At 66.8% G+C, this 20075-nt stretch carries 17 protein-coding genes; 11 read left to right on the top strand and 6 right to left on the bottom strand.

All coding sequences use genetic code 11. The annotated features are described in order from the left end of the window. Positions 1-149: 149 nt before the first annotated feature. The gene (locus tag ACSHZY_RS07615) at positions 150-1550 is read right to left on the bottom strand and encodes a PLP-dependent aminotransferase family protein (RefSeq protein WP_435167678.1); all 1401 of its coding nucleotides are present in this window, start codon (positions 1548-1550) and stop codon (positions 150-152) included. 83 nt (positions 1551-1633) lie between these two features. On the opposite strand from ACSHZY_RS07615, the gene ACSHZY_RS07610 reads away from it, so the two are divergent. The 4 genes from ACSHZY_RS07610 (at position 1634) to opgC (ending at position 4221) form a co-directional block, all read left to right on the top strand. Further along, positions 1634-1840: a DUF1127 domain-containing protein gene (locus ACSHZY_RS07610; protein WP_435167675.1), complete on the top strand. Its 207-nt coding sequence runs from the start codon at positions 1634-1636 to the stop codon at positions 1838-1840. Between the two features lie 103 nt (positions 1841-1943). After that, on the top strand, positions 1944-2585 hold the full coding sequence (locus tag ACSHZY_RS07605) for a TerC family protein (RefSeq protein WP_435167672.1): 642 nt from the start codon (positions 1944-1946) through the stop codon (positions 2583-2585). Between the two features lie 108 nt (positions 2586-2693). Continuing rightward, positions 2694-2975, top strand: coding sequence for a hypothetical protein (locus tag ACSHZY_RS07600; protein WP_435167669.1), 282 nt, complete (start codon positions 2694-2696; stop codon positions 2973-2975). Between the two features lie 64 nt (positions 2976-3039). Then, a complete protein-coding gene (opgC, locus tag ACSHZY_RS07595; protein ID WP_435167666.1) occupies positions 3040-4221 on the top strand; it encodes an OpgC domain-containing protein in 1182 nt (393 codons plus the stop codon). Here opgC and ACSHZY_RS07590 read toward each other — a convergent pair. Both ACSHZY_RS07590 and ACSHZY_RS07585 read right to left on the bottom strand, forming a co-directional pair. Next, entirely contained in the window at positions 4218-4793 is a 576-nt protein-coding gene (locus ACSHZY_RS07590) for a thermonuclease family protein (protein WP_435167663.1), read from the bottom strand. The two genes, opgC and ACSHZY_RS07590, sit on opposite strands and share 4 nt — an antisense overlap. Positions 4794-4836: 43 nt before the next feature. After that, entirely contained in the window at positions 4837-5703 is an 867-nt protein-coding gene (locus ACSHZY_RS07585; protein ID WP_435167660.1) for a DMT family transporter, read from the bottom strand. 88 nt (positions 5704-5791) lie between these two features. Between ACSHZY_RS07585 and ACSHZY_RS07580 the strand changes: the two genes are divergently transcribed. Continuing rightward, complete coding sequence (locus ACSHZY_RS07580; protein WP_435167657.1) at positions 5792-6544, top strand: Crp/Fnr family transcriptional regulator; 753 nt, start codon at positions 5792-5794, stop codon at positions 6542-6544. 10 nt (positions 6545-6554) lie between these two features. On the opposite strand, the gene ACSHZY_RS07575 is transcribed toward ACSHZY_RS07580, so the two are convergent. Both ACSHZY_RS07575 and ACSHZY_RS07570 read right to left on the bottom strand, forming a co-directional pair. Beyond that, a complete protein-coding gene (locus tag ACSHZY_RS07575) occupies positions 6555-7400 on the bottom strand; it encodes a formate/nitrite transporter family protein (RefSeq protein WP_435167654.1) in 846 nt (281 codons plus the stop codon). A 62-nt stretch (positions 7401-7462) separates the two neighbouring features. Further along, the gene (locus ACSHZY_RS07570; protein WP_435167651.1) at positions 7463-9742 is read right to left on the bottom strand and encodes a Tex family protein; all 2280 of its coding nucleotides are present in this window, start codon (positions 9740-9742) and stop codon (positions 7463-7465) included. A 165-nt stretch (positions 9743-9907) separates the two neighbouring features. Here ACSHZY_RS07570 and ACSHZY_RS07565 point away from each other — a divergent pair, with 165 nt between their 5' ends. From ACSHZY_RS07565 to ACSHZY_RS07540, 6 genes are all read left to right on the top strand, one after another. Further along, on the top strand, positions 9908-11485 hold the full coding sequence (locus ACSHZY_RS07565) for a peptide ABC transporter substrate-binding protein (RefSeq protein WP_435167648.1): 1578 nt from the start codon (positions 9908-9910) through the stop codon (positions 11483-11485). A 53-nt stretch (positions 11486-11538) separates the two neighbouring features. Continuing rightward, positions 11539-12462 (top strand): ABC transporter permease, encoded by a 924-nt coding sequence (locus ACSHZY_RS07560; RefSeq protein ID WP_435167645.1) that lies wholly within the window; start codon positions 11539-11541, stop codon positions 12460-12462. After that, positions 12455-13567, top strand: a complete 1113-nt coding sequence (locus tag ACSHZY_RS07555) for an ABC transporter permease (protein ID WP_435167642.1) — start codon at positions 12455-12457, stop codon at positions 13565-13567. Before ACSHZY_RS07560 ends, ACSHZY_RS07555 begins: the two co-directional genes overlap by 8 nt. Position 13568: 1 nt before the next feature. Further along, a complete protein-coding gene (locus ACSHZY_RS07550) occupies positions 13569-15179 on the top strand; it encodes an ABC transporter ATP-binding protein (RefSeq protein ID WP_435167639.1) in 1611 nt (536 codons plus the stop codon). 113 nt (positions 15180-15292) lie between these two features. Continuing rightward, positions 15293-16408: an efflux RND transporter periplasmic adaptor subunit gene (locus ACSHZY_RS07545; RefSeq protein ID WP_435167636.1), complete on the top strand. Its 1116-nt coding sequence runs from the start codon at positions 15293-15295 to the stop codon at positions 16406-16408. Further along, positions 16408-19593: an efflux RND transporter permease subunit gene (locus ACSHZY_RS07540; protein ID WP_435167633.1), complete on the top strand. Its 3186-nt coding sequence runs from the start codon at positions 16408-16410 to the stop codon at positions 19591-19593. The genes ACSHZY_RS07545 and ACSHZY_RS07540 overlap by 1 nt, the downstream gene beginning before the upstream one ends. On the opposite strand, the gene ACSHZY_RS07535 is transcribed toward ACSHZY_RS07540, so the two are convergent. After that, entirely contained in the window at positions 19550-20032 is a 483-nt protein-coding gene (locus tag ACSHZY_RS07535) for a DUF1499 domain-containing protein (protein ID WP_435167630.1), read from the bottom strand. The genes ACSHZY_RS07540 and ACSHZY_RS07535 overlap by 44 nt on opposite strands. Positions 20033-20075 lie beyond the last annotated feature (43 nt).

Genomic DNA, 20075 nt, shown 5'->3' with positions numbered 1-20075 from the left:
CCTGTCCGTTCGTCTTTCCGGGCGACTCTGCACAGCGTGCGCGGCGGCGACAAGCGGATTTTTGGACCGCCGTGATCTTTTCACATCCCGGTCACAGTGGGATTTCCCATTTATTACCGGTCACTTGCAGGGTGCCGTTCACATTTTGCCTAAACGATCAGCTCGGCCGGTGGGCTCAGCAGAAGATCGCGGATCCGGTGCATCGCCTGTTCGAACCGGTCGCGTGGAACGGCACCCGCCACGGCCAGTCGGACCGCGTTGGGCGCGTGCCCATGCACCAGCGCGTATTCGTCGGCCGAGCGGACGAGGATGCCGGCCGCCTGCGCCATCCGCGCGAAGGTGGAGGCGCGCCATCCCGCCGGAAGCCGCAGCCACACGAAGGGCAGCCCCGGCTGCCACGCGATGTCCTGCCCGTCCAGCGCCCGCACCATGAGGTCGAGACGCTCGGCGAACTCCGCCTGGCTGCGCTGGCGCAGGGTCTGGGCGGCCCCGCTCTGCAACAGCTCCAGCGCCAGTTCGCTGATGGGGCGCGGCATGGCGAAGCTGACATGCTGCGCCGTCATCCGGCCGGCCATCCCCATTCCGCGCGGGCAGATCAGATAGCCAAAGCGCATCGCCGCCGACACGGATTTCGACCAGCTTCCGACATACCATGTCCGTTCGGGCACATGGGCGCGGATCATCGGGAAAGCGCTTTCCGACACGGAATAGCAATCATCCTCGATCACCTGAAGGTCGTAGGCGCGGGCGATCAGCGCGATCTCGGACCGGCGATGTTCGGGCATCCGGGCGGCGGTGGGATTCTGCGCCTCGGTCGTGACGCACAGGATCTGCGCCTTGTGCCGGCGGCAGGCCGCTTCCAGCGCGTCGGGCCGCAGCCCGTGCTGGTCCAGCTCCACCCCCACGGTTTCGGCTCGGGACAGGCGGGCCGCGTGGCGGAAGCCGGGATAGGCCAGATCCTCGGCCAGAACCACGGGCCGGTCGCCGCGCAGGCAGCAGTTCATGACCAGGTTGATGGCCGCCTGCCCCCCATGGGTCAGGGCGACGTCCTCCTCCTCCACCGGGCCCATGCGGCGGTCAGACACCCAGTCCACCACCGCCTGCCGCAAGTCGGTTTCGGCAACTTGGGTGGGATAATCGACGTAATCATCCTCGATCCGGTCGGCGAGGGCGTGAAACGCCGCGCGCATCGCCTCTGCCTGCCCCAGATGCGGCAAGGAGGGGGAGCGCAGATCCACGACCCCCCGCGCGATCAGCGCGCTTTCCACGAACAGCGGTTGCGTCGGCCCCAGTTGCGGCGTGGTCGCGGCCACGAACGTGCCGCGGCCGACGGTCGCCGCCAGCAACCCTTCCTGCGTCGCCAGCTGATAGGCGCGGGACACGGTGCCAGGCGTGATCTCCAGCTTCCAGGCCAGATCGCGGACGGTGGGCAATTGTGCCCCTGCCACCAACACGCCATCCCGAACCGCATCCCGAAGGGCGCGCGACAGGGCCAGATACTTCGGCCCCGGATATTGTGTCAGGTCAGGACGCCATGTTGTATCAGTCACAATATACTTCTCGCCGTCGATAATAAGACAATCTATGTTTTGGGGGGCATATAACCTATATTGTATCAACACAAGGTGCGATCATGACGGCGACTTCATTCACCTCCCCAGCGACGCCCCTGCCGCCGCTTGCACGGGTCGCTTTCCGTCTGGCCCATGCCGTTCTGGGCTGGGAACTGCGGCGCACCACGCGGCGCCACCTTGCGCGGCTGGAGCCTTATCTGCTGGACGATATCGGTCTGGACGCCCGGGAAGCGCAGGACGAAGTGGACCGTCCCTTCTGGCGCTGAACGTCAAAGCGGGCGCACCCGATCACTTCCTTGTCGACACTTCGTGAGAATCGAGAGATGACTAGAGGGATTTTTCGCCTTTCTGATCTCATGGGTGCTGGCATTGACTGAATCCTTTCTGACCGCCGAATTCTCCGCGTTGATGCAGGTGCTTTTCATCGACGTGGTTCTGGCCGGCGACAACGCCATCGTCGTCGGCATGGCCGCGGCGGGCGTCGACCCTGCAATCCGCAGGCGCGTCATCTTCTGGGGCATCGCGGGCGCCGTCCTCCTGCGGATCCTGTTCGCGCTGGTGGCCGTGCAGCTTCTGGCCATCATCGGCCTGACGCTGGCCGGCGGCATCCTGCTGCTGTGGGTCTGCTGGAAGATGTACCGCGAGATCCGCGAAAGTGGCGCGGAATCCGAAGCCGAGGCGATCGAACGCGCGGCCCGCGGGCCGAAGAAGACCTTCTGGCAGGCGATGATCCAGATCATCATCGCCGACGTGTCGATGTCGCTGGACAACGTGCTGGCCGTGGCCGGCGCTGCCAAGGACCACGTGGAGGTTCTGGTCATCGGGCTCCTCATCTCCGTCGTGCTGATGGGAGCTGCAGCCACGCTGATCGCCCGCCTGCTGCACAAGTACCGCTTCATCGCATGGATCGGTTTCGTGGTGATCCTGTTCGTGGCCCTGCGCATGATCTACGAAGGAGGCGAGGAAGTCGCCTGCGCGGGTATCCTGCCGGCGCTGTGCTTCGGCCACTGATCCTTCGGGCGGCGCCGGTTCTGCGGCGCCGCCCTTCCCTTTTGCCGGAACTGGAACATGCGCCGGGTGGTTGACCCCCCAGAATGCCAGCCGGAAAGGAACCGCCCCGTGGCGATGGAAACTCACGACAGCAGTTCGGAAGACCGCGTGGATCGGCTGGAAGGCATGATCATCGCGCACCGGAAGATCCTAGCCCAGCTTGTGGCCGCCGCCTTGGACAAGAATCCCGATCTGGCCGAACGCCTTGATGATCGGTCCGTCCTGAAGGACGGTCAGGAAGATCCCGGCGCCGTTCCGACAGACGGCGTGGCCACCGGCCTTGCCATCGCCGAGGAAACCTCCCGCGTGATGAGCCTCGCACGTGCCGAGCGGACACAAGAGCCGGAATAGCCTTCGTCATTCCTCTGTTACATCCCCTCTCGACGGTTCGGCGCTTGCATCGTAGAGAGCGGGAATGTCGCGGATATCCTCTCTCGACGGCCTGCGCGGCTGGTTCCTGATCACGATGACTCTCAGTCATCTGGTGCTGCGTCAGCAGCACTGGGTGTCGAAGGTCCATTTCCGCCACGTGATGTTCGTGGAAAGCGCGCAGGGCTTCATCTTCATCTCGGGCCTTTTGTTCGGGATGGTGCAGTTCCGGCGGCTGGAGGCGAAGGGGCTGCCCTTTGTGTGGCGATCCTCGGTCCGCAGGGCGATGATCCTTTGGGCGACCACGGTGTCGCTGACCTTCGCGCTGATGATCTGCCGCGACGTCCTGCCCTTCGGGGTGGAGGCGTTCCGCAACTGGCTGGGCACCGCGGGCGTTCACGACCCCACCCGCGCGGCGGCCATCCTGACGCTGGCCTTCCAGCCGACCTTTCTGGACATCCTGCCGCAATACATCCTGTACCTGCTGGCCGCACCGGCCTTTCTGGTTTTGATCCGCAAGGGCTGGTGGCCTGTCGCCGCCGCCATGACCGCCATCTGGTGGATGGTGTCGCAGCTGGGCCTGATGCTGCCCGTGTCGCGCGCGGTGAACCGGTTCTTCGCCACATCGGACGGTCAGGGGCTGCGGATGGCGTTCGACCCGATGGGATGGCAGTTGCTGTTCATGGCCGGCACGATCTTTGGCGCCCTGTGGGTACGGGGCGACATCACGCCGGACCGGCTTTTTCCCAAGGACAGGGCCTGGGCCGTGGCGGCGGCCGCGATCCTCTTGTTCTTCGCCCCCCTGCGCATCGCCACCGCCAATGGCTGGCTGGACGGCGACACGATCAGCTCGTTCGTGATGATGGAAAAGCGGGCGGATTTCGGCCCCGTTTATCTTCTGAACTTCATCGCCGCCGCCTGGCTGATCGGCTGGCTGCTGTTCCGAGGAGGAGAGATGCGGTCCCCGACCCTGAACATGGTCGCGCGCCTGTTTCAGAAGCTGGTCGCGATCCGCCCGATCGTCTGCCTGGGCCGGCATTCGCTGCTGACCTATGTGTGGCACGTGCTTCTGATCTACACCCTGCACTATTTCGACCGGGCGGTGATCCCGCTGGAAGGCGCGCCCAGCAATTATGCCATCGCGCTGCTGTTCGTGCTTTTGTTCATCCCGGCCCTTGTGTCCGAACAGATGAAGTCCCGCCCGCTGCCCGCACCGGCCCCCGCCTAGTGCAAGCGGCGCCACTCCCACGGGTTTTCGAACTGGCCTGACCAGACGCCCGCCTTGTCGGCTTTTGCCGCCCGTTCATTGGCGCCGTAGATCTCGCCCCCATACTGGCGGTAGGCCAGCGCCCAGCCGTTGCGGACCATCCAGGTGTTGAGCTCCACATCCCCGGCATGGCAGACCGCCACGATCCGGTCATAGCGGTCCACGTCCCGCTTTTCGCAGGTCAGCTTGCGGTCGCCGATGGCCCGCACCAGCGCGGCCGTCGCCTCCGTGCCGCAGTTCCAGTCGTGGTTTGCGCGCCTGCAGGTCTGCGCCCGTTCCGGCGCGTCGATCCCGAACAGGCGGATGCGATTGCCATCCAGATCCAGCGTGTCGCCATCGATGATGCGGGCACCGCCCGCCATGGTTTCGCGGGGCGTGCTTTCGTCTTTCAGCAGGCGGCCCGCCATGTCGAAGAACGTGTCCCGCATCTGCGGATCGTCCCGCCCGAAGATGACGCCCGCCAGCCCAAGGGCGGCGGCCAGCAGCCAGACGTGCAGGCCGGGAATGCGGGAAGGTTTCTTGCGACGTGCCATGACACGCGGTCTGCCCCAGACGGGCGGCGGCGGCAAGCGCGTTTCAGGCGGCCCGGCGGCGCACCGCACCCGTGGCCAGGATCACGCTGACGCAGATCAGCGCCGCCCCGATCCAGGTCGCGGCGCCCGCCACCTCTCCGAACAAAAGCCAGGCCAGAAGGGCCACGGCGGGCAGGCGCAGGAAGTCCAGCGGCCCCACGAAACTGGCGTCCGACAGCTTCAGCGCCTTTGTCACCAGCGTCTGGTTCGCCGCCCCCAGCGCGCCCTGCACGCACAAAAGCATCAACTGCCACGGCGTTGGCGTCTTCCAGACGATCAGTGCCAGACCAAGGCCCAGCCCCGTCATGGCCAGCAGGTTCCACGCCACCAGGCGGTCCGGGGTGTCATGTTCCGCCATCCGTTTCAGCATCAGCTGGATGGCGGCGGTCAGCGCCGCCGCCGCCAAGGCGAACAGCAGCGCCGGATCGAACCCCGCACCCCCCGGCCGCACGACGATGACCATGCCCGCCAGCGCGAGGATCAGCGCCGCGATCTGCGCGCCGCCGATGCGTTCGTCCAGAAACAGCCAGGCCCCCAGCATCACGAACAACGGCAGCATGAAGAAGATGGCCGTCGCGTCCGGCAAGGACGCCCGCTGATAGGCCACGAACAGCGCGATCAGCGAAGCGAGCTTCAGCGCCGCCCGCACCACGTGCAGCCCGCGATACGGGGACGTGCGCAGGTCCACCCGCCGCAGGATCCATGGCACCAGGACCAGAAGGCCAAACAGCGCGCGGAAGAAGCCGATGACGAAGGCGTGTACCTCTCCGGCCAGAAGGCGAACGATCACCGCGTCCAGCGCGTTCAGGAACGCCACGCCGATCATCATCGACACGGTGAGCATCGTCCCCGCCTGGGCGAACCTGCGCATGTGGCTGTCCCCTTTTCGACAGCTAACGCTGTCCCCCGACCGGAAACAACACATATCGTCCGATGAATGATCGTGGAAGGCGGAACGAATGGGCTCGGACATCACGAAGGCGAACGCCACAAGCGGATGGCTGCCTTGCCCAATCGGCCAGAACAACCTGATCCGCACCCTGCCCGACGGGATGCGGACGCTGATCGAGCCGCATCTGGAGCCTGTGCGGCTTGATCTGCGCATGGTGCTGGAGGTGCCGCATGAACGGCCGAGGAACGTGTTCTTTCCGGTGGACGGCGTCGGATCCGTTCTTGCGGTCGGCCGGGGTGATTTCCGGCTGGAGGCGGGATTGTTCGGCCGTGAAGGCATGACCGCCACGTCCATCGTGACCGGCGGCGACCGTTCCCCGACCGAGACAAACATCCAGGTGGCGGGGCGCGGCCTTCGCATGGACGCCGATTGTCTGGCCGAGTTGTTGACGCGGCATCCGGAGATGCGCGCCCACTTCCTGCGGTTCGTTCACGCCATGATCACCCAGATCACGCAGACGGCGGTGTCCAATGGCCAGTTCACCATCGAAAAGCGGCTCGCCCGCTGGCTGCTGATGTGCCACGACCGGACGGGCGATCACCGGCTGTCCCTGACGCATGAATTCCTGTCGGTCATGCTGGGCGTCCGGCGTGCGGGGGTTACCGTGGCCACCCACCTGCTGGAAGGCGAGGGCCTGATCCGGGCCGAGCGGGGGGCGATCACCCTTCTGGACCGCGCCGGGCTGGAGGCGGCCGCCGGCGCGTCCTATGGCGTGCCGGAGGCCGAATACCGACGCCTGTTCGGCGACGGGCCGGGCTGACCCGCCCGGTTCAGATGTCCACGTCCGCCTTAACCTGCGCATGGCTGATCAGCGCGAAGATAAGTGTGCCCCCCACGACGTTGCCCAGCAACGTGGGTATCCCGAACCCGAAGACCGCCTCCCCTAGCCCCGCCTCGCCGAGGAAGAGCAGATAGGCCACCTCGGTCGTGCCCACGATGATGTGCGGAAAGTCCCCGAGGCCGACCAGATAGGTCACGAGGAAGATCATCGGCAGCGTCCACTTCTCGAAGCTGTACAGCGTCCAGACCAGCGTGGCGATCAGCCAGCCCGACATGATCCCCTTGGAGAACATCTCCCACGGGGTGTTTTCCAGCAGGTGGTGCCCGATCTTCGCCAGCGAGGCGTCCACTTCTGGGGTGAATAGGGGCAGGAACGCGAACATCGCCGCCGCCAGCGTGCCGCCCAGAAGGTTGCCGAAAAGGACGACCGTCCACAACCGCCCGACCTTGAACAGGTTGCGCCGCGTGAACGAGGTCATGAGCGGCAGCATCGGCGTCACCGTGTTTTCGGTGAACAGCTGCTGGCCCGCGGCGATGACCAGGATGAACCCGATCGTGTAGCCGGCGGCTTCCAGAAGATAGGCCGGATCCGTGTCGGGAAGATGCGCTTCCAGGATGGCGCGGGCCAGCATCGACGTGCTCATGGTGATGCCGCCCGCGATGGCGGACCACATCAGCGCGCGGATGTCGCGCTCCATCTCCTTCTCGCCGTCCTCGCGGATCAGCTGGTGGACGGCCGCCGCCGTCGAGGGCAGATCTTCCTCCAGCTCCTCCACTTCGGTGCGGGACGCGTCATGAACGACCTCTTTGTCAGAGGTGTCGCCGGGGTTGCTCACGGGGGATGCTCCTTGATGGGTTGCACGGCAACGTCAGGGGCCCCGGCGGGTTCCGGCGGGGGCTAGCGGCGCAACCCCTTCAGCGCGTCGGCAAAGGCGTTGCCGCCCGATGCGGGACCCGACTGCATCGGGCCGCGCACCTTCGGCTTCTCCTCGCGCTTCGGCGGGGGGCTGGCGCCGTCCTTGCGCATGGTCAGGCCGATGCGCTTGCGGGGAACGTCCACCTCCGTCACGCGGACCTTCACGATGTCGCCGGCCTTCACCACCTCATGCGCGTCCTTGATGAAGCGGTCAGCCAGCTGGCTGACATGGACAAGGCCGTCCTGGTGCACCCCGATGTCCACGAAGGCGCCAAAGGCCGCGACGTTGGTGACCGTGCCTTCCAGCAGCATGCCGGGCTTCAGGTCGGTGATCTGTTCCACCCCTTCGGTGAAGGTGGCCGTCCTGAACTCGGGGCGCGGATCGCGGCCGGGCTTTTCCAGTTCCGAAAGGATGTCCTTCACCGTGGGCAGGCCGAAGCGGTCGTCGATGAAGTCGCGCGGGTTCACGTTCTTCAGCGCCACCGCATCCCCCATCAGCCCGCGCAGGTCGCGCCCGCAGGACGCCACGATCCGGCGCGCCACGTCATACGCCTCGGGGTGGACGGAGGAGGCGTCCAGCGGCTCCTTCCCGTCGGGGATGCGCAGGAAGCCCGCCGCCTGTTCGAAGGCCTTGGGGCCCAGCCGGGCCACCTTCAACAGTTCGCGCCGCGTGTTGAACCGGCCCTGCGCGTCCCGATGCGCCACGATCGCCTCGGCCAGGGATGCGCCCAAGCCCGACACCCGCGCCAGCAGGGGCGCGGAGGCGGTGTTCAGGTCCACGCCAACCGCGTTCACCGCATCCTCCACCACCGCGTCCAGCTGTTTCGCCAGCCGCGACTGGTCCACGTCGTGCTGATACTGGCCGACGCCGATGCTCTTGGGTTCGATCTTCACCAGTTCCGCCAGCGGGTCCTGCAGGCGGCGGGCGATGGACACGGCGCCGCGAAGGCTGACATCCAGCCCCGGAAACTCCTTCGAGGCCAGTTCCGACGCGGAATAGACCGAGGCCCCCGCTTCGGACACGATGACCTTCACGGGCTTGTCCGGCAGGGCCGAGATGACGTCGGCCACCAGCTTTTCGCTTTCCCGGCTGGCGGTGCCGTTGCCGATGGCGACCAGCTTCACCCCGTGCGCGCGGATCATGCGGGCCAGTTCGGCCGAGGCGCCGCGCAGGTCGTTCTTGGGCTGGAACGGATAGATCGTCGCGGTGTCCAGCAGCTTGCCCGTGGCGTCCACCACGGCCAGCTTGCAGCCCGTCCGAATGCCGGGATCGACGCCCAGCGTGACCTTGCCGCCCGCAGGGGCCGCGAGCAGCAGGTCCTTCAGGTTTCGGGCGAAGACGTTGATCGCTTCCGCCTCGGCCCGTTCGCGCAGCTCGGCCATCAGGTCCAGCGTGAGGGAGGTCTTCAGCTTCACCCGCCACGTCCAGGCCGCCGCCTCGCGCAGCCAGGCATCGCCCGGCCCCTGCCCGGCGGCGTTCAGCGTGGCGCCCGTCATGCGTTCGGCGGGGCTTTGGCCGCGCGGCGCGTCAGCGTCCACCGCCAGATCCAGGTTCAGCACCCCTTCGTTCCGGCCGCGCAGCATGGCCAGCACGCGGTGGCCGGCCGCCTTCGACCAATCCTCGTCATGCGCGAAATAGTCCGAGAACTTGGCGCCCTCGGCCTCCTTCCCCTCCACCACGCGGGCGCTCAGGCGGCCCGCCTGCTTCATGTGCCCGCGCAGACGGCCCAGAAGGTCCGCGTTCTCGGCCAGACCTTCGGCCACGATGTCGCGCGCGCCTTCCAGCGCGGCCTTGGTGTCGGCCACGTTCGCGTTCACGAAGCCGGCGGCCAGCGTGGCCGGATCGGCGTTGCGGTCCGCCAGGATCGCCTCGGCCAGCGGGGCGAGGCCGTTTTCCCGCGCGATCATCGCCTTCGTCCGCCGCTTGGGCTTGTAGGGGAGGTAGATGTCCTCCAGCTCCGCCTTCGTGGTCACGCCGGCGATGCGCTGTTCCAGATCGCCCGTCAGCTTCCCCTGATCGCGGATCGATCCCAGGATGGCAGTCCGCCGCGCTTCCAGTTCCCGCAGATAGGACAGGCGTTCCGCCAGCGTCCGCAGCTGGCTGTCATCCAGCCCCCCCGTCGCCTCCTTGCGATAGCGGGCCACGAAGGGCACGGTCGCGCCACCGTCCAGCAACTCGATCGCGGCGGCCACCTGACGCGTCTCGGCGGCGATTTCGGTGGCGATCAGATGAAAAATGCGGCGGCTGGGATCAAGGGACATGTAGGCTCCGTATGTCGGGACGATCACCATAACGGGCCATGGCAGCAAGGGAAAGTGTCCCCTTGGAACGCGTCGCGGAAGAACGATACCCATGGCCGAAGGTTGACTTCGCGTGCGAAAACGCGGAAGGTGCAAGTTCCAACAAGACCTCAGGGAGAAGAACAGATGACTATGCGTGATCTGCTGGCCGCATCGGCGCTTTCGCTGGTGCTGGGTGCAGGTGCCGTGTCGGCGGAAGTGGTGATGAACCGCGGAAACGACACCGACCCCGCGACGCTGGACCCCCATCATACACAGACGGTTTCCGAAAGCCGCGTTTTGAAAGACCTGTTCGACGGCCTGGTGATCCAGAGCGCGGCAGGCGAAGCCATCCCCGGGATCGCGGAATCCTGGGACCTGTCCGAAGACGGCACCGTCTACACCTTCCACCTGCGTGACGCCAAATGGTCGAACGGCGATCCGGTGACGGCGGGTGATTTCGACTTCGCGTATCACCGCATCGTGGATCCGATGACGGCGGCGGGCTACGCCTCCAACCTCTTCGCGATCAAGAATGCCGAAGCCATCGCCAGCGGCAAGATGCCGGTGGACCAGTTGGGCGTCCGCGTGATCGACGACAAGACGCTGGAAGTCACGCTGAACTCCCCCACTCCCTATTTCATCGAGCTTCTGACACACCAGGCGGCCCTGCCCCTGCATCAGAAATCGGTCCAGGAGTTCGGCGACCAGTTCACCCGCCCCGAGAATTTCGTGACGAATGGCGCCTACAAGCTGGAGTCCTTCACGCCGAACTCGCAGCTCGTGATGGTGAAGAACCCCGAATACTACAACGCCGACCAAGTGAAGATCGACCGCGTGAACTGGATCCCGTTCGAGGATCGTTCCGCCTGCATGCGCCGCTTCGAGGCGGGTGAGGTGCAGGTGTGCACGGACGTTCCGGCCGAACAGATGGACTACGTGAAGGCCAACCTGTCGGATTCGCTGCGCATCGCCCCCTATCTCGGCACCTATTACCTGCCGGTGAAGGGCGTCGAGGGCAGCCCGCTGAAGGACGCGCGCGTGCGCCGCGCCATCTCCATGGCGATCGACCGCGACTTCATCGCGGACGAGGTCTGGGCCGGGACGATGCTGCCCTCCTACAAGCTGGTCCCTCCGGGCATCGCCAACTATGACGGCGACGCGGTGACGGTGGATTATGCCGACAAGGACCTGTTCGACCGCGAGGATGACGCCAAGGCCCTTCTGGAAGAAGCGGGCGTGGCCCCCGGCAGCCTGACCGTGGAACTGCGCTACAACACCGGCGAGAACCACAAGAACACCATGGCCGCCGTCGCCGACATGCTGACCAACATCGGCATCAACGCCCGCCTGAACGAGGTCGAGGGCACGACCTACTTCAACTACCTGCGCGAGGATGGTCCCTTCGACATGGCCCGCGCGGGCTGGGTCGGCGACTACAACGATCCGCAGAACTTCCTGATGCTGTATGAGTCGGGCGTGGCCTTCAACTATTCGCGCTGGAGCAACGCCGATTACGACGCGGCGCTGGACAAGGCGGCGACGACCATGGATCTGGGCGAGCGGGCCGAGATCCTGGCCGGGGCCGAACAGACCCTGCTGGACGACCAGGCGATCATCCCGATCCTGGCCTATTCCTCGCGTGCCCTCGTCTCGACCAAGGTCGAAGGCTACGAAGACAACCTCATGGATGCCCATGCCACACGCTGGCTGTCGCTGAACTGATCCCCTCACGGGCGGGTCGAAAGACCCGCCCTTCAACTTCATAGGTTCCATCGATGCTTGGATACACCTTGCGACGAATGGCCAGCGCGGTGCCGACGATCTTCATCATCGTCACGCTGACCTTCTTCGCGATCCGTATCGCGCCCGGCGGCCCGTTCGATCTGGAACGGCCACTGGACCCCCTCATTCTCGCCAACCTCCAGCGCGCCTACAATCTGGATGCGCCGCTGTGGCAGCAATACCTGATGTATCTGGGCAACCTGATCCAGGGCGACCTTGGCCCCAGCTTCACCCGCCGCGACTTTTCCGTGAACGAGCTGTTCGCCCAAGGGCTGCCGGTGTCGATCCTGCTGGGCGGTCTGGCGCTTGTGGCGGCCACGATCTTCGGGATCATCCTGGGCGCGATCGCCGCGCTGAAGCAGAATTCCTGGCTGGACAACCTGATCGTGGCCATCGCCACGCTGGGCATCACCACGCCGAACTTCGTCATCGCCCCGCTGCTGAGCCTGTTCTTCGGCGTCATCCTGGGCGTCCTGCCCGCCGGCGGGTGGAGCAATGCGAACCCCGCCTACTGGATCCTTCCCGTGATCACGCTGGCCCTGCCGCAGGTGGCCGTGATCGCGCGCCTTGTCCGCGGCGCCACGGTGGAGGCGCTGCGCGCCAACCACGTCCGCACCGCCCGCGCCTATGGCCTGCCGGCCCGCGTCGTGGTGGGCGTGCACGCGCTGCGCGCCGCCATGCTGCCGACCGTGTCCTATCTGGGGCCGACCGCCGCCGCGCTTTTGACGGGGTCGGTCGTGGTGGAAACCGTGTTCGGCCTGCCGGGCGTCGGCCGCTATTTCGTTCAGGGCGCGCTTGGCCGCGACTATACGCTGGTGATGGGCACCGTGGTGGTGATCGCCGTCTTCGTGGTGATCTTCAACCTTCTGGTGGACCTCGCCTATGCCTGGCTTGACCCGAGGGTGCGCTATGACTGATGCAACGATGACCGCGGCGCCCAGCCGCTCCTTGTGGCAGGATGCGTGGATCCGGCTGAAGAAGAACCGTGCCGCGCTGGCCAGCCTTGTGGTGCTGGTGGTGCTGGGGCTTGCGGGGGCGTTTGGGCCCATGATCTCCCCCCACCCCTACGGCGCGATCTACCAGCAATACGTCCGCGTGCCGCCGAGCCTTGAGGCCTATCCCCGCGCGGACGAGATCGAGCCCGCGGTGACCGACCTGATCCGCCGCGCCCGCGTGGACGCCACCGAGACGGAGGTGTCGGGCGACACGGTGACCGTGCAGATCGCCTCGGACCAGCCGATCGACGAACGCGTGATCCGCTACTTCCAGCGGTCCGACCAGTTCTTCAACCCCGAGCTGGAGCTGGCCGGTGACGGCCTGTCCGGCACCCTGACCATGGGGGTGGAACGCAACTACTTCCTGCTGGGCACCGACAACCTTGGCCGTGACATGCTGTCCCGCATCCTGATCGGGGTCCGCATCTCGCTGGCCATCGGGCTTCTGGCCTCGGCCATGGCGCTGGTGCTGGGCGTGGCCTATGGCGCGATCTCGGGCTATCTGGGCGGGCGGGTCGACAACGTGATGATGCGGATCGTGGACATCCTTTATTCGCTGCCGTTCATCTTCTTCGTGATCCTGCTTCTGGTGTTCTTCGGGCGATCCCTTTTGATCATCTTCATCGCGATCGGGGCGACCGAGTGGCTGGACATGGCGCGCATCGTGCGCGGCCAGACCCTGTCGCTGAAGCGCCGCGAATTCGTACAAGCGGCCGAGGCGCTGGGCGCCACGCGGGCGGGCATCCTGAAGCGGCACATCATCCCCAACGCGCTGGGCCCCGTGATCGTGTTCGTCACGCTGCTGGTGCCGAAGGCGATCCTGGCCGAAAGCCTGCTGTCCTTCCTGGGGCTGGGCGTGCAGGATCCGATGACCTCGCTCGGCCTCCTGATCTCGGAAGGTGCGCAGAACATGCGCGGGGCGTCGTGGCAGCTGATCGGGCCCGCCGCGGTGCTGACCGTGATCCTGTTCGCGCTGAACTTCCTGGGCGACGGCCTGCGCGACAGCCTTGACCCGAAGGAGCGGTGAGATGAGCGACAACACCATCCTGTCCGTCCGCGACCTGCGCGTGACGTTCCAGACCAATGACGGCGCGGTGGAAGCCGTGAAGGGCGTCAACCTCGACCTGAAATCGGGGGAAACGCTGGCCATCGTGGGCGAATCCGGGTCGGGCAAAAGCCAGACGACGATGGCGCTGATGGGCCTGCTGGCGGCCAATGGCCGGGCCACAGGCTCCGTCCGCTATCGCGACCGCGAGGTTCTGAACCTGTCGGAGCGGGAGCTGAACAAGATCCGCGGCAAGAAGATCACCATGATCTTCCAGGAACCGATGACCTCGCTTGATCCACTGTACCGCATCGGCGACCAGCTGGCGGAACCCTTGCGGTATCACGCGGGGATGTCGCGGCGTCAGGCCCGTCCGCGCATCCTGGAACTGCTGCGTCTGGTCGGCATCCCCGAACCCGAACGCCGCATCGACAGCTACCCGCACGAGATGTCGGGCGGGCAGCGCCAGCGCGTGATGATCGCGATGGCCTTGGCCAACGATCCTGACATCCTGATCGCGGACGAACCCACGACCGCGCTGGACGTGACGATCCAGGCGCAGATCCTGGAACTGCTGGCCGATCTTCAAAAGCGTCTGGGCATGGCCATCGTGTTCATCACGCATGACCTTGGGATCGTGCGCCGTTTTGCCGACCACGTCGCCGTCATGCGCCGCGGCGAGGTGGTGGAGGACGGCACGGCCGAGGACGTGTTCACCGCGCCAAAGCACCCCTACACCCGCATGCTTCTGGACGCCGAGCCGGAGGGCCAGAAGCTGCCCCCCGCCCCCGACGCGCCCGAATTGCTGCGCGGCGACAAGGTGCATGTGACCTTCCCGCTGGGCGGCGGCTTCCTGAAAAAGCCGACCTACCTGCAGGCGGTGAAAGGCATCTCGGTCAACCTGCGCGAAGGCCAGACGATCGGTGTGGTGGGCGAATCCGGGTCCGGCAAGTCCACGCTGGGACGGGCGCTGCTGCGCCTGACGGAATCCGAGGGTCGGGTGGCGTGGCTGGGCAAGGAACTGCCCCGTAGCATCGACGACATGCGTCCTTACCGGCACCAGTTGCAACTGGTGTTCCAGGACCCCTTCGGTTCGCTGTCCCCGCGCATGACGGTGGGGCAGATCATCACCGAAGGGCTGCTGATCCACGAACCGTCGATGAGCCGGGCCGAGCGCAACAAACGCGCGGGCGAGGCGCTGGAGGAGGTCGGTCTGGATGCGTCCATGCGCAACCGCTATCCGCACGAATTCTCGGGCGGGCAGCGCCAGCGGATCGCCATCGCGCGCACGATGATCCTGCGCCCGCGGGTGATCGTGCTGGACGAACCGACCTCGGCGCTGGACCGGTCGGTGCAAAAGCAGATCGTGACGCTGCTGCGGGACCTGCAGGTGAAATACAAGCTGTCGTATTTCTTCATCAGCCACGACCTGTCGGTCGTGCGCGCGCTGGCCGACCACATCATCGTCATGAAATCCGGCGAAATCGTGGAGGAAGGGCCCACCGAACAGGTCTTCGACGCCCCGCGCGAGGAGTATACGCGGCGGCTGATGGAAGCTGCCCTGTCCACGGAACGCTTCCGCTCCGCTTCCTGAATGGAAGAGCCCCCGCAAGGGGGCTTTTTCGTGGCGCGACGCCAATTTCAGTTGGCCTTGAAGCGGCAGGTCGTTCGCGCACATAGTGGCGGACCGCTTGAAAGGCCGCCCCCATGCTTCGTGTTCTTGCCCTGCTTCTTCTTCCCGTGGGCGCCATGGCGCAGGACGCAGCCCTTCCTTCCCTTTCCGTGACGCCGGTGCAGCGCGAAACGCTGGCCGACCGCATCCTGGGCACCGGCCTTGTGGAGGCGGTGGAGCGGGTGGACATCCAGCCCCTGATCGACGGCCAACCGGTGGAGGCGCTGCTGGCCGACGTGGGCGACCGGGTGGAGGCGGGGGCCGTGCTGGCGCGGTTGTCCCAAGCCTCCTTGGAATTGGAACGGGCGCGGCTGGAGGCCCAGCGCGCGCAGTCCCAGGCCGCCGCCGCGCAGGCCGAGGCGGGCCGGGTGGAGGCCGAGGCCAGCGCCGTCGAGGCCCGCGCCACCGCCGCCCGCACGGCCCAGCTTCAGGCGCAGTCCGCTACCTCTCAGGCCGCTGTCGATCAGGCGCAGGCGGGTCTCGCCACGGCCGAGGCGCGGGTGATCGCCGCCCGCCAGCAGGGCGAGGCCGCCCGCGCCGAGGTGCGCGTGACCGAGGCGCAGATCGCCGACCTTGACCTGCAACTCGCCCGGACCGAGGTGAAGACTCCCGTCGCAGGCCAGATCGTCGCGCGAAACGGGGCCCTTGGGGCCATCGCCAGCGGCGGCGGGGATCCCATGTTCGTTCTGATCCGCGACGGGGCGCTGGAACTGCGTGCCGACGTGGCCGAGGCCGATCTTTTGCGGCTGGAGCCCGGGCAGCCCGCGACCCTGCGCCTGATCGACGGCACCACCCTGCCCGGCAAGGTGCGGCTGGTGGAACCGCAGGTGAACGAAACGACGCGTCTGGGCCGTGTCCGCATCGCGGTGGACGACTCCGCCCGCCTGCGGCCGGGTCTGTTTGCCGAGGCCACCATCACGGCCGCCACGCGCGATACGCTGTCCCTGCCGGCGCTGGCCGTGGGCCGGGATGCGGCGGGCGCCTTTGCCATGCGGGTGACCGATGGCGTGGTCCATCGCGTACCCGTCACCACCGGCATCCGCGACGGCGCGCGGGTAGAAGTGCAGGGTCTGGCCGAAGGCGACCGCATCGTGTCGAAGGCCGGGGCGTTCGTACGCGAAGGCGACCGCATCAACGCCGTGGAGGAGTGATGAACTTCTCGGCCTGGTCCATCCGCAACCCGGTTGCGCCGATCCTTGCCTTCGTGATGCTGGTCGTGCTGGGGGTGCAAAGCTTCCTGTCGCTGCCCGTCACGCGTTTCCCGAACATCGACGTGCCCTTGGTGGCCGTCACCGTGGTGCAGGAAGGCGCCGCCCCCGCCGAACTGGAAAGCCAGGTCACGAAAGAGGTGGAGGACGCCATCGCGGGGATCGCGGGGGTGAAGCACGTCACGTCGACCATCAGCGACAACCAGTCGCGCACGGTGGTGGAATTCGACATGGCGATCCCCACCGACCGCGCCGTGCAGGACGTGAAGGACAAGGTGGACCAGATCCAGGCCGATCTGCCCGCTGGCGTCGATCCCCCCATCGTCACCCGGGTGGAGGTGGAGGGGCAGGCCATCCTGACCTACGCCATCTCCGACCCGTCGATGACGGTGGAGGAGTTGTCGTGGTTCGTGGACGACACTGTGATCCGCGGGCTTCAGGGCCGTCCCGGCGTGGGCCAGGTGGACCGTTTCGGCGGCGCCGACCGCGAGGTTCGGGTGACGCTGGACCCCGTCCGGCTGGCGGGCCAGGGCCTGACGGCGGATGAAGTCAGCCGCGCGCTGGGCGCGATCAACGTCGATCTGGGCGGCGGCCGGGGGGAAGTGGGCGGCACCGAACAGGCCATCCGCACCCTAGGCGACGCCCCGTCGGTGGAGGTGCTGGCCGCCACCACCATCCCCACCGCCAGCGGCCGCGTCCGCCTGTCCGATCTGGGCCGGGTGGAGGACACGTATGAGGAACCCCGCTCCTTCTCCCGCGCCGGGGGGCAGCAGGTGGTGACCATCGCCGTCTTCCGCGCGCAGGGCGCGTCCGAGGTTTCGGTCGCCGAACAGGTGGAGGCGGGTCTGGCCACCGTGCAGCAGGCCCATCCGCAGGCGCGGATCACGAAGGTCGACGACATGGTCGGCTACACCATCGGCAACTATGAAACCGCGCTGCACACGCTGGTCGAAGGCGCGGTGCTGGCCGTGCTGGTGGTTCTGGCCTTCCTGAAGAACTGGCGCGCCACGGCCATTGCCGCCGTGGCGCTGCCCTTGTCCGCGATCCCGACCTTCTGGATCATGGACCTTCTTGGCTTTTCGCTGAACCTCGTCAGTCTGCTGGCGATCACGCTGGCGACAGGCATCCTTGTGGACGACGCCATCGTGGAGGTGGAGAACATCGCCCGCCACATGCGGATGGGCAAGACGCCCTACCGCGCATCGATCGAGGCGGCGGACGAGATCGGGCTGGCCGTGATCGCCACAACGCTGACCATCGTGGCGGTTTTTGCCCCTGTTTCCTTCATGGCGGGCATACCGGGGCAGTATTTCCGGCAGTTCGGCCTGACCGTGGCCATCGCCGTGCTGTTCTCGCTTCTGGTGGCGCGGCTGATCACGCCGATGATGGCGGCCTACCTGATGCGCGACCGCGACGCCGCGCATGAGGAAAAGGACGGCCGCGTGATGCGGGGATACCTGCGGCTGGTCGCGCTGTCGTTGCGCTGGCGTTATGTCACGCTTCTGGCGGCCATCGGGGTTCTGGCCGTGTCGCTGTTCTTCATGGTGCAGATCCCGGGCAGCTTCATCCCGCCCGAGGATGTCAGCCGCATCCCCATCAGCGTGGAACTGCCACCCGGAACCAAGCTGGAAGACACGGACGCCCTGACCCTGCGCATGGAAACCGCGATCCGCGAGGTGGAGGGCGTGCGCGACGTCTTCGTGCTGGGCGGATCCTCCCCCACGGGGGATCTGGACGTGCGGCGGGCGTCCGTCACGGTGCTGCTGGACGCGCCGGCGGATCACCTGGGCGGACGACTGTACCAGATCCTGCCCTTTGCCCAACCGATCCTGCCCACGCCCGAGGGCCGCCTGCGCCCCCAATCGGACATAGAAACGGAGGTGTTTGCGCGTCTGGCGGCCATCCCCGACCTGCGCGCCTACAAGCTGAACGACCGGGGGCAGCGGGACATCCAGTTCTCGGTCCTGTCGAACGATCCGGCGGCGCTGACGGATGCGACCGGTCGGCTGGAGGCGGCGCTGCGCGGCGACCCACGTCTGGCCAACGTCGCGGCCGAAGGCGCCCTGCCCCGGCCCGAGGTGCATGTCGTGCCCCGGCTGGACGACGCCGCCCGCCTTGGCATCGACACCGACACCATCGCCCGCACCGTGCGCGTGGCCACGCTGGGCGATGTGGACGCCGCGCTGGCCGAGATCGCGCTGGACGACCGCCAGATCCCCATCCGCGTCCGGCTGGAGGAGGAGGTGCGCGACGATCTGGCCCGGCTGGCGGCGGTGAAGATCAAGAGCGGGTCCGGCGCGCTGGTGCCCTTGTCGGCCGTGGCGGATGTGACGTTGGCCGAAGGGCCCAGCCAGATCAACCGCTACGACCGCGAACGCCGCGCCACGATCGGCGCGAACCTCCCCCCCGGTGTGGCCCTTGGCACCGCGACCGAAGCGTTCCGCAGCATCGCCATGGGCGTGGAACTGCCCCCGTCGGTCCGCATCGCCGAGGTGGGCGACGCCGAGGTGCAGGCCGAACTGGTGGTCAGCTTCCAGCAGGCGATGATGATGGGTCTGATCCTGGTGCTGTCGGTGCTGATCCTGCTGTTCAAATCGGTGGTTCAGCCCTTCACGATCTTGCTGTCGTTGCCGCTGGCCATCGGGGGCGTGGCCGCGGCCCTGATCCTGGCGCGGGAGCCTTTGTCCATGCCGGTGCTGATCGGCATCCTGATGCTGATGGGGATCGTGACCAAGAACGCGATCCTGCTGATCGACTTCGCGATCGAGATGCGGGCGCAGGGGATGGAACGCGTCACCGCCGTGATGGAGGCGGGTCACAAGCGCGCGCGGCCCATCGTCATGACCTCCATCGCGATGTCGGCGGGGATGCTACCTTCGGCTCTGGGCATTGGCGCGGGCGGCGCGTTCCGGGCGCCGATGGCGGTGGCGGTGATCGGCGGCATCATCGCCTCCACCGCGCTCAGCCTCGTGGTGGTGCCGTCCTTCTTCCTGATCATGGACGACCTGAACCAGGTTCTGACGCGGTTCTTCTCCCGCCTCATCGGCCCGAAGGAGGAGGAGCCCCCGGCCGAGATGGACACCCTCAAAGGGCGTGTGGAGGCTTTGGAGGCGCGCCGTCTTCCGTGAGGATGGCGGATTTGAGCGTGGCGAGCCAGCCTTCCACCCGCGCCCGTTCGGAGGCCGGAAGATAGGAGAGATACCGGCTGCGGGCATAGACCGCCACGCGCGTGCCGGACCCTTCCGGGATCAGGCGGAACGAGGTGAAGGTCGGCAGGCCCAGCACTGCCGACCGCGTGATCCACGTCCGCTGGAACCCTTCCCCCGCAAAGGCCGTGGTGCGGGGCGTGTGAAGGGCCACCGCCTCCAGCCGCGCGGCGACCTGGTGCGGCGGCATGGGCAGGTAGGGCCCATCCTCGCGCAGGAGCAGATGGTTGGGACGGCGGGACTTGCGCACCGACAGCGGGTCCACATGCCAGTCGTGGGAATCCGACGGCGTGTAGCGCAGGAAAGCCCAGACCACGCCCAGCGCCACCAGAACGAGTATCAGAAGATCGGCCAGGCTCATCGAAGTTCTCCCAAGGGTGCGCCGTCTATCTTTGGCAGAACGG

It is taken from the genome of Falsirhodobacter sp. 1013, from assembly GCF_051195255.1.
Taxonomy (GTDB): domain Bacteria; phylum Pseudomonadota; class Alphaproteobacteria; order Rhodobacterales; family Rhodobacteraceae; genus Falsirhodobacter.
This window is presented reverse-complemented; position numbering and strand designations above follow the sequence as displayed.